Annotated in this window: 15 protein-coding genes; 9 read left to right on the forward strand and 6 right to left on the reverse strand. The window is 73.9% G+C overall.

Features of this window, described 5'->3' with window-relative positions; translation table 11 throughout:
• Positions 1-166: 166 nt before the first annotated feature.
• Entirely contained in the window at positions 167-1363 is a 1197-nt protein-coding gene (locus tag BUE45_RS26800; RefSeq protein ID WP_073383378.1) for a hypothetical protein, read from the forward strand.
• Between the two features lie 19 nt (positions 1364-1382).
• Here the strand turns inward: BUE45_RS26800 and BUE45_RS26805 are convergent, their stop codons facing one another.
• Both BUE45_RS26805 and BUE45_RS26810 read right to left on the reverse strand, forming a co-directional pair.
• A complete protein-coding gene (locus BUE45_RS26805; protein WP_073383381.1) occupies positions 1383-1817 on the reverse strand; it encodes an RNHCP domain-containing protein in 435 nt (144 codons plus the stop codon).
• A 1-nt stretch (position 1818) separates the two neighbouring features.
• Positions 1819-2184, reverse strand: a complete 366-nt coding sequence (locus tag BUE45_RS26810; protein ID WP_073383383.1) for an RNHCP domain-containing protein — start codon at positions 2182-2184, stop codon at positions 1819-1821.
• 705 nt (positions 2185-2889) lie between these two features.
• On the opposite strand from BUE45_RS26810, the gene BUE45_RS26815 reads away from it, so the two are divergent.
• Positions 2890-3852: an ABC transporter ATP-binding protein gene (locus tag BUE45_RS26815; protein WP_073383386.1), complete on the forward strand. Its 963-nt coding sequence runs from the start codon at positions 2890-2892 to the stop codon at positions 3850-3852.
• Positions 3849-4691, forward strand: coding sequence for an ABC transporter permease (locus BUE45_RS26820; protein ID WP_245833489.1), 843 nt, complete (start codon positions 3849-3851; stop codon positions 4689-4691). The genes BUE45_RS26815 and BUE45_RS26820 overlap by 4 nt, the downstream gene beginning before the upstream one ends.
• 125 nt (positions 4692-4816) lie before the next feature.
• Here the strand turns inward: BUE45_RS26820 and BUE45_RS26825 are convergent, their stop codons facing one another.
• Positions 4817-6304 carry a hypothetical protein gene (locus tag BUE45_RS26825; RefSeq protein WP_342746054.1) on the reverse strand — a complete coding sequence of 496 codons (1488 nt, stop codon included), beginning with the start codon at positions 6302-6304 and terminating at the stop codon, positions 4817-4819.
• Positions 6305-6753: 449 nt separating this feature from the next.
• Complete coding sequence (glpX, locus tag BUE45_RS26830) at positions 6754-7770, reverse strand: class II fructose-bisphosphatase (RefSeq protein ID WP_073383391.1); 1017 nt, start codon at positions 7768-7770, stop codon at positions 6754-6756.
• A gap of 150 nt (positions 7771-7920) precedes the next feature.
• On the opposite strand from glpX, the gene BUE45_RS26835 reads away from it, so the two are divergent.
• Together BUE45_RS26835 and BUE45_RS26840 are read left to right on the forward strand one after the other, a co-directional pair.
• Positions 7921-8532, forward strand: a complete 612-nt coding sequence (locus tag BUE45_RS26835; protein WP_073383393.1) for a TetR/AcrR family transcriptional regulator — start codon at positions 7921-7923, stop codon at positions 8530-8532.
• A 101-nt stretch (positions 8533-8633) separates the two neighbouring features.
• Complete coding sequence (locus BUE45_RS26840; RefSeq protein WP_073383396.1) at positions 8634-9197, forward strand: DUF4245 domain-containing protein; 564 nt, start codon at positions 8634-8636, stop codon at positions 9195-9197.
• Between the two features lie 73 nt (positions 9198-9270).
• Here the strand turns inward: BUE45_RS26840 and BUE45_RS26845 are convergent, their stop codons facing one another.
• Positions 9271-10242, reverse strand: coding sequence for a 4-hydroxy-3-methylbut-2-enyl diphosphate reductase (locus BUE45_RS26845; RefSeq protein ID WP_073383400.1), 972 nt, complete (start codon positions 10240-10242; stop codon positions 9271-9273).
• A gap of 304 nt (positions 10243-10546) precedes the next feature.
• Between BUE45_RS26845 and BUE45_RS26850 the strand changes: the two genes are divergently transcribed.
• The 4 genes from BUE45_RS26850 to BUE45_RS26865 all read left to right on the forward strand — a co-directional run bounded on the left by BUE45_RS26850 (position 10547) and on the right by BUE45_RS26865 (position 13558).
• Positions 10547-11281 (forward strand): hypothetical protein, encoded by a 735-nt coding sequence (locus BUE45_RS26850; protein WP_073383403.1) that lies wholly within the window; start codon positions 10547-10549, stop codon positions 11279-11281.
• Positions 11282-11460: 179 nt separating this feature from the next.
• A complete protein-coding gene (locus BUE45_RS26855) occupies positions 11461-11979 on the forward strand; it encodes a DUF3060 domain-containing protein (protein WP_073383405.1) in 519 nt (172 codons plus the stop codon).
• 50 nt (positions 11980-12029) lie between these two features.
• Complete coding sequence (gene xseA, locus BUE45_RS26860) at positions 12030-13289, forward strand: exodeoxyribonuclease VII large subunit (protein ID WP_178378666.1); 1260 nt, start codon at positions 12030-12032, stop codon at positions 13287-13289.
• Between the two features lie 2 nt (positions 13290-13291).
• A complete protein-coding gene (locus BUE45_RS26865) occupies positions 13292-13558 on the forward strand; it encodes an exodeoxyribonuclease VII small subunit (protein WP_073383408.1) in 267 nt (88 codons plus the stop codon).
• 46 nt (positions 13559-13604) lie between these two features.
• Here the strand turns inward: BUE45_RS26865 and BUE45_RS26870 are convergent.
• The coding region (locus BUE45_RS26870; protein WP_342746055.1) for a DUF6542 domain-containing protein at positions 13605-13784 on the reverse strand (180 nt) is incomplete at its 5' end.

Raw genomic sequence — 13784 nt, forward strand, 5'->3', positions numbered from 1 at the left:
GACCCTAGTCGACGCGGCCCGCCCGCGCCGGTACGGGGCCGCGGCCGGGCCCGGGTTCGCGCGCTGTTCCCCGCGGGGACGCCCGCCCGGGCCGTCCCGGTTCACCGCGCGCTTCTAGCGTCCCGTCCGTGCCCTGGACGTACGGACGAGGAAGGACGGGGACGACATGCGCGCCACCGGACCGTGGAAGAGACCGACGACCCGGGCCGTGGCCCTGGGCGCGGCACTGGCGGCGCTGACCGCCACCGCCCCGGCCTCGGCCGAACCCGCCCCGGCGGACCCCCCGTCCGCCGCGGCCGAGACCGCCGCCGCGCTCCCGGTGTCCGTGGACGGCGGGGCCTGGCGCTCCGGGCACGTCCAGGGCGTCGCCCTGGACGCCGCGCGCGGGCACATGTACTTCTCCTTCACCGACACCCTCGTCAAGACCGACCTGTCCGGAACGGTCCTGGGCACCGTCACCGGGCTCACCGGCCACCTGGGCGACCTCGACATCGACGAGCGCGACGGCCGCGTGTACGGCTCCCTGGAGTACAAGGCGGCCGAGGCCTTCTACATCGCGATCTTCGACACCGACCGCATCACCAGGGTCGGCATGGACGCCGAGGCCGACGGCGTGCTCACCGCGGTCCACCTGGAAGAGGTCGTGGCCGACTACACGGCCGACATGGACGGCGACGGGGTCTTCGACGGCAACGTCGCCGACACCGCCGACCACCGCTACGGGTGCAGCGGCATCGACGGCGTCTCCTTCGGCCCCGAGTTCGGCCGCCCCGGCGGGCGCACGATGCTCACCGTGGCGTACGGCGTGTACTCCAACGCCGACCGCGAGGACAACGACCACCAGGTGCTGCTCCAGTACGACGTGGCCCGGTGGCGCGGCCTGGACCGCCCCCTGGACCAGGCGGACCCCCACACCAGCGGACCGCGCCGCCCCGAGGGCAAGTACTTCGTCTACACCGGCAACACCACCTACGGGGTGCAGAACCTGGAGTACGACGCGGCCTCCGGCGACTGGTTCATGGCGGTCTACAACGGTGTGAAGCCGCACTTCCCCAACCACTCGCTGTACGTCATCGACGGCTCCCGGCCCCCGGAGCCCGGGCCGGTCCGCGGCCAGCCGCGGGAGGAGCACGGGCTGCTGCTGTCGCTGCGCGGCGGCGGCGAGGTCCACGAGCCCACCGGGGTGTCCGGGTGGCCGGTGAGCGGCGGCCAGTACGGGCTGGCCTCCCTGGGGGACGGCCGCTTCTACGTGGTCGAGCGCGGGCGGCGCGACGGGGACGGCGCCACCCTGGAGACGGGCGTCGCCCGCCTGCACCGGTGGACCGGGGCGGTCCCGGACCCGTTCGAGCCCCTGGAGGGCTGACCGGGGCCGGGACCCCCGCTCAGAGCCGGACCAGGGCCTCGCGGGCCACGGACGCGAACCCCGAGGGCGCCCCGGCCAGCGGGCGGACCGCCAGCCGGACCAGGGCGCGGGCGTTGTCGTCGCCGGCGACCCTGTTGCCGCTCAGCCCACCGCACCGGGCACAGCGGTGGACCAGCATCCACTCGCCGTCGGCGCGCCCGGCCAGGCCGACCGCCGCCATCGGCCCGCGGCAGTCGGCGGCCCGGTCGCCCGGGATGCGCAGGTCCACGTGCAGGCTGGTCAGGCAGTGCGGGCAGTGGTTGCGGTGGGCGGTGCCCGGAGCGTGCACGGGCACCTCCAGCCGGCAGCCCGCGCAGCGGAACGACCCTCCCCGGCCCGCCTCGCCGTGGGCGTGCAGGACGGTCTTGGCCCGCTGGGGCCGCCGTTCGCGGCGGTCCCGGTTGCGGCGTCCCATGTCACACCTCCCCGAACAGGTCGAGCGGGAAGGGCGGGTCGGCCAGCGGCCGGACCGCGATGCGCATGAGGACGAGGTGGTTGTCGTCCGCCGCGACGGGTGCCTCGGCCAGTGCGGCGCACCGGGTGCACCGGTGGATGAGGACCCAGGCGCCGCCGCGCGGGACGGAGATGGAGACGGGGACCATGCGCCCGAGGCAGTCGGAGGGCCCGCCGCCGACACGGTCGGCGGTGTGCAGGGAGCTCAGACAGCTGGGGCAGTGGCCGCGCCCGCGCCCGTCGGGGCCGAGGGCGGAGACGGTGAGGCCGCAGCGCACGCAGGTGAAGGCGGAGGTGCGCAGGGCGGGGCTCGGTTCGGTGGTGGACACCGGTGGGACTCCTCGCTGGAGGTGGATCGGGTCAGCGGGAGCAGGCCGGGCGCTACTCGTGGGCCGGGTCCGCGGCTCCGGTCGGAGCGGGGTCGCCGGTTCTGGGCGCGCTCGGCGCGTTCCGGGTCATCAAGACACCTTCCCCTCCACCGGGGCGGGCCCTCGGTGTCCGTCGTTGCACAGGTCGCCGCCGATGCTAGGCCGCCGCCCGGCCGGGGGCAACGGGTTTTCCGCCCGTCCGCCGGGCGGTTCCGGCTGCCGTCCGGCGGTGGCGCGGGTGTCGTGCGGAGCGCGCGCCCGTACGTGCGCGCCGGTCCGGAGGACCCCTTTCGGTCAGCCCCGGGCGTCGGGCCGTCCGGGGTTCCAGCCCACCCGAAAATCGGGAGAGGCGGCCATTGGCGAGAAGATGTGAAAAGGAAGGATTTTCCCGGAGAAAACTGTGGGTGTGAGCGTTCGAGGAATCCCTTGGGTGACAGTAAAGGCCCTTTTCGGTTGGGTTGGAAATGGCCGCTCATCAGGACTTCCGAAGAGCGAAAGGAGGTGGGGTCCGCCGTTCGCCGCGCGCCGCCGCCATTGTCCGGTCGGCGGGTGGCGCCCGTCGGCCCGCTCCCGCGCGCGCCCCGGTCCCTCATTTCGGGCACTCGACTCCCGTAAGCATGCAAAACCCGTGGATTCCGGGCGTATCCGCGTTCTACCGTGGTCCCCATGACCTCTTCCGAACCCGGTCTCCACACCCCGGACCGCGTCGCCCCGCCCGCCGCGGGCGTTCCCGCCCTGGACCTGCGCGGGGTCGTCAAGCGCTTCGGATCCTTCACCGCCGTCGCCGGCCTCGACCTGGAGGTCCCCCAGGGCGTCGTCATGGGCCTGCTGGGGCCCAACGGAGCGGGCAAGTCCACGACGATGAAGATGCTCACCGCGCAGTCCCTGGCCGACGAGGGGGAGATCCGCATCCTCGGCCACGAGATCCCCGCCGAGTCCAAGTGGGCCCGTGCCCGGATGGGCGTCGTCCCCCAGCACGACAACCTCGACGAGGAACTCACCGTCGAGCAGAACCTGCGGATGTTCTCGTTCCTGTACCGGGTGCCCCGCGCCCGGAGGCGCGAGGCCATCGGGCGGGCCCTGCGCATCGCCCAGCTCACCGACCGCGGGGACGCCCTCGTGGAGGACCTGTCCGGAGGCATGCGCCGGCGGCTCCTCATCGTCCGGGCCCTGCTGCACCGGCCGGAGCTGGTCCTCATGGACGAGCCCACCGTGGGCCTGGACCCGCAGGTCCGCCAGGACCTGTGGGGCGTCATCGACGCCCTGCGCCAGGAGGGCGCGACGGTCCTCATGTCCACCCACTACATCGAGGAGGCCGAGCGCCTCTCCGACGAGGTCGCCCTGATGGCGGCGGGCCGGATCGTCGAGCGGGGCGCCCCCGCGGACCTGGTCGCCCGGTACGCGGGCACCACGGTCGAGGAGTACCTCCCGGACGGGGAGGGGATCGACGCCCTGGAGGCACGTATCAGAAGCCACGGATTCACCACGCGCCGCACCGGCACCACCGTGTCGGTCCTGCGCGCGGAGAGCCTGCCGCAGTCCCTCAAGGACGGCCTCACGGTGTCGCTGCGCCGGGCCGGCAACCTGGAGGACGTGTTCGTCACCCTGACCGGGGAGAGTGCGGAGTGAGCACCGACCCCACGGACGCCCGGCGCCTGCGCGACCGGGAGGACGCCCGGCCCGAGCGGCACGCCAGGCCGGGCCGCTTCGAGGCCGACGCCGTCCTGGGCGTCGTCGCCCGCGAGTGGATCCTCTACGGGAGGTCCTGGCGGGCCACCACGTTCGCCGCCGTCGTCGAGCCCACCCTGTACCTGCTCTGCTTCGGGTTCGGCATGGGCGCGCTCATCGGGACCCTGGCGGGCTTCAGCTACATCGACTTCCTGGGGACCGGCATCGTCGCGGTGTCGGTGATGTTCCAGTCGATGATGCCGGCCGTCATCAACACCTTCATCAAGCGCCGGTTCCTGCACACCTACGAGGGCATCCTCGCCGCACCCGTCGACGTCCGGGAACTCGTCACCGGCGAGGCCCTGTGGCTGGGCATGCGCGCGGGGGTGTACGGCTGCGTGCCGCTGCTGGTCGCCATGGGGTTCGGGCTGCGGCCCGGCCCGGGCGGGCTGCTGGTGCCGTTCATCGCGTTCCTCGCGGGCTTCGCCTTCGCCCTGTTCGGGATCTGGATCTCCGCGGTGATCGCCTCGGTGCGGTCCATGGACTACGTGTTCAGCGGCCTGTTCACCCCGCTGTTCCTGGTGGCCGGCACGTTCTTCCCGCTCACCGAGCTGCCGGACTGGGTCCAGGCCGTGGCGGTCGTGAACCCCCTCTACCACGCGGTGGAGCTGATCCGCGGATCGGTCTTCGGCGGCCTGTCCGGCGGGGCGGCGCTGCTGCACGTGGGCGTGCTGCTGGGCTTCATCGTGCTGATGTGGTTCCTGGCCGGCGCGCAGATGCGCCGCCGCGTCGTCGACTGACGGCGAGGACGCGCGACGGCTCCGGCCCGGCCGGCGGGAGGGGGCCGGTCCCGCCGGCCGGGCCGTCCGGGAACGGCGAGGGGGAGCGGCGCCCGCCGCTCCCCCCTACCGCGTCCCGCGCCGGGTCAGCCCGCGCTGGGGGCCCAGCGCAGCTCGACGCCGGTGCGGTTCCCCTCCTCGGTCACGCTCAGGGCCAGGCCCAGCGCGCCCCACTCCTCGGGGGACTGCACCTCCTCGGCGGTCAGCACCTGGCGCATGTCGAAGTACCCCGCCACGATGGCGGAGTCCATCTCCTGCATGGTCTGCTGGAAGACGGGGTCGTCGGCCAGGCGGCCGGTGCCGCTGCTGCCCTGCGCCACCACCACGGCGCCGTCCTGGGAGGAGACGCCGGGGGGCGTGGCGTACGGGTCGGCCATCATGGACTCGACGAAGTCGCCGATGACGGTCTCGTCGCCGCCCACGGCGCGGTACTGGAACGAGAGCTGCTCGCTTCCGTAGCCGCTGAAGAAGTCGTCCAGGCTGATCTCGGTGACGCCGAACGCGGTCGAGGAGCCCAGCAGGTCGCCGAAGCCCTCCGGCATGGACACGCCCATGCCGTTGAAGGCGCGCTCGAACTCCTGCTGCTCACCGGAGCTGCTGAAGAACGGGATGTCGTCGCTGTTGTAGGCGTCGATGAGGGCCTGGTCCAGCCCGCTGGCGCCCAGGGCCATCACCGTGTTGTCCGGCAGGTCGCCCAGGGCCGCCACGCTCTCGCCCGGGGTCTCCGCCAGCCAGGACAGGTCGGCCTCGTTGACCTCGAACGCGAAGGCGTCCATCCGCGCCTCCAGGTACTCGCCGTCCACGCGCACCGACGCGGTCATCCGGCCCGAGACGTCGGTGGGCTCCGCGGCCAGGTCCGCGGAGAACTCCCGCGCGAACGACTCGATGCCCATGGCCGCGCCCAGGTCGGCCCAGCCCACGGCCAGGCTGCCGGCGGGGACGCCCGCGACGTCCTCGGAGAACAGGCCGGAGTCGGCCAGCGACCCGTGCTCGTCGAGCTGGGCCCCCAGGTCGGACAGGGCGGCCTCGGAGTAGGTGAAGACGACGTAGTCGCCGTCCACCGAGTAGAAGATGTCGTCCTCCTGGGCGGCGATCTCCGCGAAGTCCTCGTCGGCCTTGCGCGGGTCCTCCACGGCCAGGGCGACGGCGAGGGCGATCCCGGAGCCCTCCTCCATCTCGGCCTCACCGGAGGCCGGCCACACGGAGAAGCCGGCGCGCTGGCCGATCCACTCCTCGACCCGGGCCTGGCCGGGGGAGCTCTCGGGGAACGCCTCGACGAACATCTCGGCGAAGAACTCGGTCATGTCGCCGTCGGGGGTGCCGGTCTCCTCGGTGACCTCGGCCGGGAGCCGCTCGACGAACTCCAGGAGTTCGATCGCCTGCGCCCCGTCGATGGCCAGGTCGACCTTGCCGAACGCGATGGAGCTGCCGGGGAGCACCTCCTCCGGCTGCGGGCCGCCGAAACCGACCAGGGACACGGTGGCCCACACGGTGCCGGCCATCACCACGACGGCGGTGCCGGCCGCGGCCGGGATGAGCCAGCGGTTGCGCCCGGCCGGGGCGCCGGGGGGCACCGGGCCGCCGGGGAAGCCCGGACCCCCGGGACCCCCGGGACCTCCGGGACCCCCGGGGAACCCGGGGCCGCCGGGGGCGCCCGGCGCGGCGTACTGGTGGCCGGGGACACCGGGCGGTACGGCGCCGGGTGCCGGGGGCGGCCCGGGGACGGGGGCCCCGGGCTGGTGCGGCGGCTGCCACTGGGGCTGCCGTTGGGGATCGGCGGGGTAGGACATCGGACCTCCGGCGGAATTCTCACAGGCGCGGCGTCCGCGCTGTCAACGAACGTTCAGATGCCGCCTCCCCCCGCCGCGGTTCTCGCACGGGGCATGTGAACTCCTGCGCGCCGTGCGGAGACGGGCGGCCGGAACGGCGGGGTTCCGGGGCCCGTCGTCCGCGTGGTCCGGGGGGTGCGGTCCGGACGCGCTCCGCCGCCGCGCTGCGCGCGGGACCGGAACGCGCTCCGGGGTCAGGCCTGCGGTGCGGAGGTCAGGTCCACGCCGCTGTAGGCCGACAGCTTGCTCGGCCGGTGCTCGCTGAGCACCTGCCGCACGGTGCCGCTGCGGCCGCGCATCACCAGCGAGTCGGTGGTGACCCGGGAGGACTCGTAGCGCACCCCGCCGACCAGCTCGCCGTCGGTGATCCCGGTCGCCGCGAAGAACACGTCGTCGGAGGAGACCAGGTCGTCGGTGTACAGCACCCGGTCCAGGTCGTGCCCGGCCGCGACCGCCTCGGCCCGCTCGGCGTCGTCCTTGGGCCACAGGCGGCCCTGGATGACACCGCCCAGGCACTTCATCGCGCAGGCCGTGATGATGCCCTCCGGGGTGCCGCCGATGCCCAGCAGCAGGTCCACGCCGGTCCCGGCGCGGGCGGCCATGATCGCGCCCGCCACGTCGCCGTCGCTGATGAACTTGATCCGGGCGCCCGCGTCGCGCACCTCGCCGACGATCTGCTCGTGGCGCGGGCGGTCCAGGATGACGACCGTCACGTCCTGCGGCGACTTGCCCTTGGCCCGGGCCACCGCGCGGATGTTGTCCGCCACGGGCGCGGCGATGTCCACCGCGTCGGCGGCCTCCGGCCCCGTGGCCAGCTTCTCCATGTAGAACACCGCGGACGGGTCGAACATCGACCCGCGCGGGCTCAGCGCGATGACCGCGATCGCGTTGGGCATCCCCATCGCCGCCAGCGTGGTGCCGTCGATCGGGTCGACCGCCACGTCCCAGTCCTGCCCGCCGCCGTCGCCGACCCGCTCGCCGTTGTACAGCATCGGGGCGTTGTCCTTCTCGCCCTCGCCGATGACGACGGTCCCGTTCATCGACACGGTGCTGATCATGTGCCGCATGCCGCGCACCGCCGCGCCGTCGGCGCCGTTCTTGTCGCCCTTGCCCACCCAGCGGGCGGCCGCCAGCGCCGCGGTCTCGGTCACGCGGACCAGTTCGAGGGCGAGGTTGCGGTCGGGCGCGGTGGGACCGCCGGCCTGTGACATGGGAAGAAGCCTTCCGTCGGGGTACGGGCTGGGATGCACGTCTCAGGGTAGCCACCCGGCACGGCCCCGGTTTCCACGGGCACTCTCCCGTGCCCGGTCGCGGGCGCGCGGGCTACGCTGGCGTGATCCGGACGGGAGTGAGGCATGACAGTGGAAAAGACGGACCGGCCCACACGGGTCTCGCCGCGCGGCGCGGCGACGCGCACCGCACTGCTCAGGGCCGCCGCCCAGGTCTTCCGGACCGTGGGGTTCGCCAAGGCCGGGGTCAGCGAGGTCGTCTCCGTCGCGGGCGCCAGCGTGGGCAGCCTCTACCACCACTTCACCGGCAAGGCCGACCTCTACCTCGCCCTGTACGAGGAGTTCCAGCAGCGCCAGCAGGAGCGCACCCACCAGGCCGTCGTGGACGCGCGGGCCCGCGGGGAGAGCGACCCCACGCGGCTGATGAACATCGCCGCCCGCGCCTACCTGCTCGGCTGCATCGAGGAGAGGGACACCACACGGCTGTTCTTCAGCGGCGACGGCCCGCCCGGCTTCGAGTACCAGCTGCGGGCCCGGCTCACCCACTGGACCGACCGCAACGTGGCCCTGTACCGCAAGGCCGACGAACCGGTCGACGAGGCACTGCTGATCGTGGTGAGCGGGGCGATGCAGCTGGCCGTCGCCGAGGTGGTCAACCGCGACGACGCCGACGCGCACCGCCTGGCCGACGACATCACCCGCCTGCTCGACCAGCTCCAGCCCCTGCGGCGCGACGAGGGCTGACCCCCGCAGGCGGGCCGTCCGCGGCCGCTCCCGGGCGGACCGGCGCGCAACGGCCACCCCGGGTCGGCGCGGCCCGCGGCCTGCGGCAAGCTGGAAGCGTCATGAGTGAGCACAGCCGGTCCAGCGCGACCTTCAAGAACTACGCCATCTCCCTGGGCATCATCGTCGCCATCGTCCTGGTGCTGGCGCTCGTGGTCTCCACGCGCTCGGGGGAGAGCATCCCGTCCGTGGACTACCGGCCCGAGGCGGAGGTGCTGCGCGAGGCCGCCGACTACCCGGTGACGATGCCCGCGGAGAACCTCGCCGAGCAGGGGTGGACGCCCACCAGCTCGACCCTGGAGACCCAGGGGCCGGTCGAGTGGAGCGTGGGATTCGCCACGCCCGGCGACAGCCACGTGATGTTCACCCAGAGCGACGGCGACCCCGGGGAGGTCGCGGCGGCCCGGAGCAGGGGCGCGGAGACGATCGGAACGGTCTCGGTCGGCGGCCGTGAGTGGGAGCACCGCGAGTCCGAGGACTGGTCCGCCCTGGTCCTGGCCGAGGACGGCCGCACGCTGGTCGTGGCCGGCCCCGCCGACCTGGACGAGCTGGCGCGCTTCGCGGGCGGGCTGGAGACCTCCGGTGCCGGCGGGGAGCCGGCGGACGGGCCCTCCGAGGAGTCCTGAGCGGGCCGGCCGTACGCGCGCGAGGGGCCCCGGACCGTGCGGTCCGGGGCCCCTCCGCCGTGCCGGCGGCGCGCTACTCGGCGCGCAGGTCGCGTCGCAGCTCCTTGGGCAGCGAGAACGTCAGGGTCTCGTCGGCCGTGGTCACCAGGGACACGTCGCCGTAGCCGTACCCGGCCAGGCGGTCCAGCAGCTCCCGCACCAGGATCTCGGGGACCGAGGCGCCGCTGGTGACGCCCACCGTGGTGACGCCCTCCAGCCAGGACTCCTGCATGAGGGAGGCGTTGTCGATGAGGTAGGAGGTGTCGGCCCCGGCGGCCAGGGCGACCTCGACCAGCCGCACCGAGTTCGAGGAGTTGTCCGATCCCACCACGATGACCAGCTCGCACTCGGGCGCCATCGTCTTGACGGCGACCTGGCGGTTGGTGGTCGCGTAGCAGATGTCGTCGCTGGGCGGGTCGAGCAGGTTCGGGAACTTGCGGCGCAGGGCGTCGACGGTCTCGTTGGTCTCGTCCACCGACAGGGTGGTCTGCGACAGCCAGGACACGTTGTCCGGGTTGCGCACGTTGAGCCGTTCGACCTCGTCCGGGCTCTCCACGATCTGGATGTGGTCGGGGGCCTCGCCGCTGGTGCCCTCGACCTCCTCGTGGCCGATGTGGCCGATCAGGACGATGTCCCGGTCCTCGGCCGCGAAGCGCTTGGCCTCCTTGTGGACCTTGGTCACCAGCGGGCAGGTGGCGTCGATCGTCTTGAGGCTGCGGTCGGACGCCTCGGAGTGCACGGCCGGAGAGACGCCGTGCGCGGAGAACACGACGATCGCGCCCTCGGGCACCTCGTCGGTCTCCTCGACGAAGATCGCGCCGCGCTCCTCCAGCGTGCGCACCACGTGCGTGTTGTGCACGATCTGCTTGCGGACGTAGATCGGGGCGCCGTACTGCTCCAGTGCCTTCTCGACGGTGATGACCGCGCGGTCCACACCGGCGCAGTAACCCCGGGGGTTGGCGAGCAGCACGCGGCGTTGCTTGGTGGCGGTGGTCGTCGCTGTCATGCAATACATCCTAGGTGGGGTATGCGGGTGTGCCGCGCGGCGTGAGGGATCGCACGCTCGGACCGGCCGCCCGGGCGGCGTCGGGACGCTCACCCCGGGCCCAACGTGACGGTATCGCAACGAGCGGCATCCGGTTCCGCTTCGAAGTGGCGAAATCGTTCACTTCTCTCCTGCTCATGGTGTTCTTCCCTCCTCTATCCTGGTTCACCATCGCAATGTGTTATAGGCGGTTCGCCCTCACCCGGCCCGGCCGGATCACGGGGTGTGATCCGTCCCGCCGAGAGCAATCAGGAGCCCCCGCCCCATGTCGAACCCGACGTTCGCCACGAAAGTCGTGACCCTGTTCAAGGGCATCTTCGGGCGCAAGGAGACGGCCGCCGCCCCCGCGCCCGCCGCTCCGGCCGCACAGGAGACCGCCCCCGACGAGACCGCCGGGACCGCCCCCGCCCCCGAGGCCGCGGGCGCGGACGCCCCCGCGGCGGCGCGGACCGAGGAGAAGGCGCAGGCCGACGTGCCCGCGGCCGAGACCGCCGTGGAGGAGAAGGCCGCCGTCGCGGAGGAGGAGAAGGAGGCCGCTCCGGCACCCGTGGCCGCGGAGGCGGCCGCGGAGCCCGCCCCCGAGGCCCCGGTGGAGGAAGCCGCCCCCGCCGTCGGTGCGGAGCCGGTGGCCGTCGAGCCGGCGGTCGCCCGGGCCCCCGCCGCGGTGGAGGCCGAGGAGGAGCCCGAGCCCGCCACCGCCGACCTGGCGGACAGCGGAGAGGCCATCGCCGAGGAGATCGCGGTCGCCGAGGCCAAGACCGAGGTCGCCGACTCCGAGGTCCTGGAGAAGGTCCGCAAGGAGAACTCCCCGGCCCTGGAGGAGCTGGCCGTCCCCACCTACGACGTGCTCACCCTGCCCTCCGTCCGGGCCCGCCTGCGCAAGCTCACCGTGGAGCAGGTCCGCGACCTGCGCGCCTACGAGGTCGCGCACCAGAGCCGCGCCGAGTTCATCAAGATGTACGACAACCGCATCGCCAAGCTGGAGGACCCCGCCTCCTGAGCGCGTCCGCCGAACGCGCCGCCCGGGCGGGGGACCCGGGCGCGGCCGGGGAGGCGGTGAGGGCCGACGGGGCCGCCGGGAACGGCGGCCCCGTCCGCGTTCTGGGGAACCCGGGGGGCTTCCGGAGCGTCACATCCCGTGAGAGACCCCACCGGTTCCCGCTCGAAAGGCCCACCGCCATGACCGCTCCCGCCGCCCGCACCCCGGCCCGCCTGGCCGCCGTGCTCCTCACGGCCGCGGCCTTCGGGCTCACCGGCTGCTCCTTCTCCCTCCCCGGCGGACAGGACGTGTCCGTCGACCCCGACGGCGTGAGCGTCCGCGACGGTGAGACCGAGGTCTCCGTCGACGGCGAGGGCGGCGTGGACATCGGCAACGGCGACGGCGGGGTCAGCGTCGACGGCGAGGGCGGCGTGGGCGTCGGCGGGGACCAGGTCCTCAACGTCACCGGCGGCGACCTGACCGAGGACTGCGAGGGCCGCGCCGTCAACATCGCCTCCGAGGACGCGCAGGTCGTCCTCAACGGCTCCTGCACCACCGTCACCGTCGCGGGCAGCAACCTGACCGTGCACATCGGCTCCGCCGAGACCATCCACGTCATCGGCGCGGACAACACCGTCCACTACGCCGACGGCGACCCCGCCGTCACCGACCTGGGCGGCGGCAACTCCGTCTCCGCGGGCGGCGACGCCACCCCGTAGGCGGCGCGGGGCGGGGGAAGCGTCCTACCCCTGGCCTAGGCTCGGGTGTCATGGGCATGGAGAGTTCCCCCGAGGCGCCGCAACCGGTCCGCACGGTCCTCAACGCCGTCGGCGGCTGGATCGGCCGGCTCGGCCGCATCTGGGTCGAGGGGCAGATCGCCGAGTTGAACCGGCGCGGCCGCATGGCCTACATCACCCTGCGCGACCCGGTCGCCAACGTCTCCGTGCGGGTGGTCTGCCAGACGTCCGTCCTGGACGTCCAGCAGCCCCCGCCTGAGGCCGGAGCCCGGGTCGTGGTGCACGCCAAACCCGACTTCTACGAGGTGCGCGGCACGTTCTCGCTGCGCGCCCTGGAGATCCGCCACGTCGGCCTGGGCGAGCTGCTGGCCCGCCTGGAGCAGCTGCGCCGCACGCTCCAGGCCGAGGGGCTGTTCGCCCCGGAGCGCAAGCGCCCGCTGCCGTTCCTGCCCGGCACGGTCGGCCTGATCTGCGGGCGCGACTCCGCGGCCGAGCGCGACGTCCTGGAGAACAGCCGCCGCCGCTGGCCCGCCGTGCGCTTCGAGGTGCGCCAGGTCGCCGTCCAGGGCGACCGCGCCGTCCGCGAGGTGGTCGACGCGCTCAAGGACCTCGACTCCCGCCCCGAGGTGGACGTCATCGTCATCGCCCGCGGCGGCGGCTCCCTGGAGGACCTGCTGCCGTTCTCCGACGAGGCGATGGTCCGCGCCGCCGCAGCCGCCCGCACCCCCGTGGTCAGCGCCATCGGCCACGAGCAGGACGCCCCGCTGCTGGACCTCGTCGCCGACCTGCGCGCCTCCACCCCCACCGACGCGGCCAAGAAGACCGTCCCGGACGTGGGGGAGCAGCTGGAGACCGTCCGCCAGCTCCGCGACCGGGGCCGCCGGGTGCTCAGCGGAGCCCTGGAGCGGGAGGCCGCCTGGCTGGCCTCGATGCGCTCCCGCCCGGCGCTGGCCGACCCGGTCCGGGAGATCGACCGCCTCACCGAGCAGGTCCTGGAGCTGCGCGAGCGCTCCCGCCGCGACCTCGGGGTGTCCCTGGACCGCGCGGCCGAGAACCTGGAGCACACCCGGGCCCGCCTGCACGCCCTGTCCCCGGCGACCACCCTGGCCCGCGGGTACGCGATCGTGCAGCGCGCCGACGGCTCGGTGGTGCGCTCGGCGGCCGAGCCCGACCTCGGCGAGACCCTGCGGGTGCGCTTCGCCGGGGACGGCCTGGCCGTCACGGTGGACGCCGTCGAGACCGACCCCGAGCCGGGCCCCGAGACCACCGACACCACCGGAGGAGAAGAGTAGACATGGCGAAGAAGGGCGCGGCGAACGCCGCCGACACCGCGGAGCCGGAGCTGAGCTACGAGGAGAGCCGCGAGGAGCTCAACACCGTGGTCCGCCGCCTGGAGTCGGGCGGTCTGAGCCTCAAGGAGTCCCTGGCCCTGTGGGAGCGGGGCGAGGAGCTGGCCCGCATCTGCGAGCGCTGGCTGGAGGGTGCGCGCGCCACGATGGCCGCCGCCATGGACGAGCGGGAGAAGGACGGCGCCCCGGCGGACCCGGACACGCCCTTCTAGGGGGACCTGCGGGGGCGCGGGGGGACCGGGACCGGCGCGGCCCCGGTCACCCGCGGCCGTTGAGCTCGTCGCCCAGGCTGCGCAGGTTGCCGGGCAGGCCCCGGAACACCCCGACGACCAGCACCAGCGCCGTGCCCAGGAACAGCCAGGGGGCGACCTCGGCCAGGCGGGAGGCCAGGGCGAGGAGGAGCACCCGGGCGAACCCCTCGTTGCCCAGGGCGAGCAC

This window comes from Nocardiopsis flavescens, assembly GCF_900141985.1.
Classification (GTDB): domain Bacteria; phylum Actinomycetota; class Actinomycetes; order Streptosporangiales; family Streptosporangiaceae; genus Nocardiopsis; species Nocardiopsis flavescens.

Coding starts and splice junctions, on each gene's coding strand:
- BUE45_RS26800 (WP_073383378.1), top strand. CDS start 167: ATGCGCGCCACCGGACCGTGGAAGAGACCGACGACCCGGGCCGTGGCC.
- BUE45_RS26805 (WP_073383381.1), bottom strand. CDS start 1,817: ATGGGACGCCGCAACCGGGACCGCCGCGAACGGCGGCCCCAGCGGGCC.
- BUE45_RS26815 (WP_073383386.1), top strand. CDS start 2,890: ATGACCTCTTCCGAACCCGGTCTCCACACCCCGGACCGCGTCGCCCCG.
- glpX (WP_073383391.1), bottom strand. CDS start 7,770: ATGTCACAGGCCGGCGGTCCCACCGCGCCCGACCGCAACCTCGCCCTC.
- BUE45_RS26840 (WP_073383396.1), top strand. CDS start 8,634: ATGAGTGAGCACAGCCGGTCCAGCGCGACCTTCAAGAACTACGCCATC.
- BUE45_RS26845 (WP_073383400.1), bottom strand. CDS start 10,242: ATGACAGCGACGACCACCGCCACCAAGCAACGCCGCGTGCTGCTCGCC.
- BUE45_RS26850 (WP_073383403.1), top strand. CDS start 10,547: ATGTCGAACCCGACGTTCGCCACGAAAGTCGTGACCCTGTTCAAGGGC.
- BUE45_RS26855 (WP_073383405.1), top strand. CDS start 11,461: ATGACCGCTCCCGCCGCCCGCACCCCGGCCCGCCTGGCCGCCGTGCTC.
- xseA (WP_178378666.1), top strand. CDS start 12,030: ATGGGCATGGAGAGTTCCCCCGAGGCGCCGCAACCGGTCCGCACGGTC.
- BUE45_RS26865 (WP_073383408.1), top strand. CDS start 13,292: ATGGCGAAGAAGGGCGCGGCGAACGCCGCCGACACCGCGGAGCCGGAG.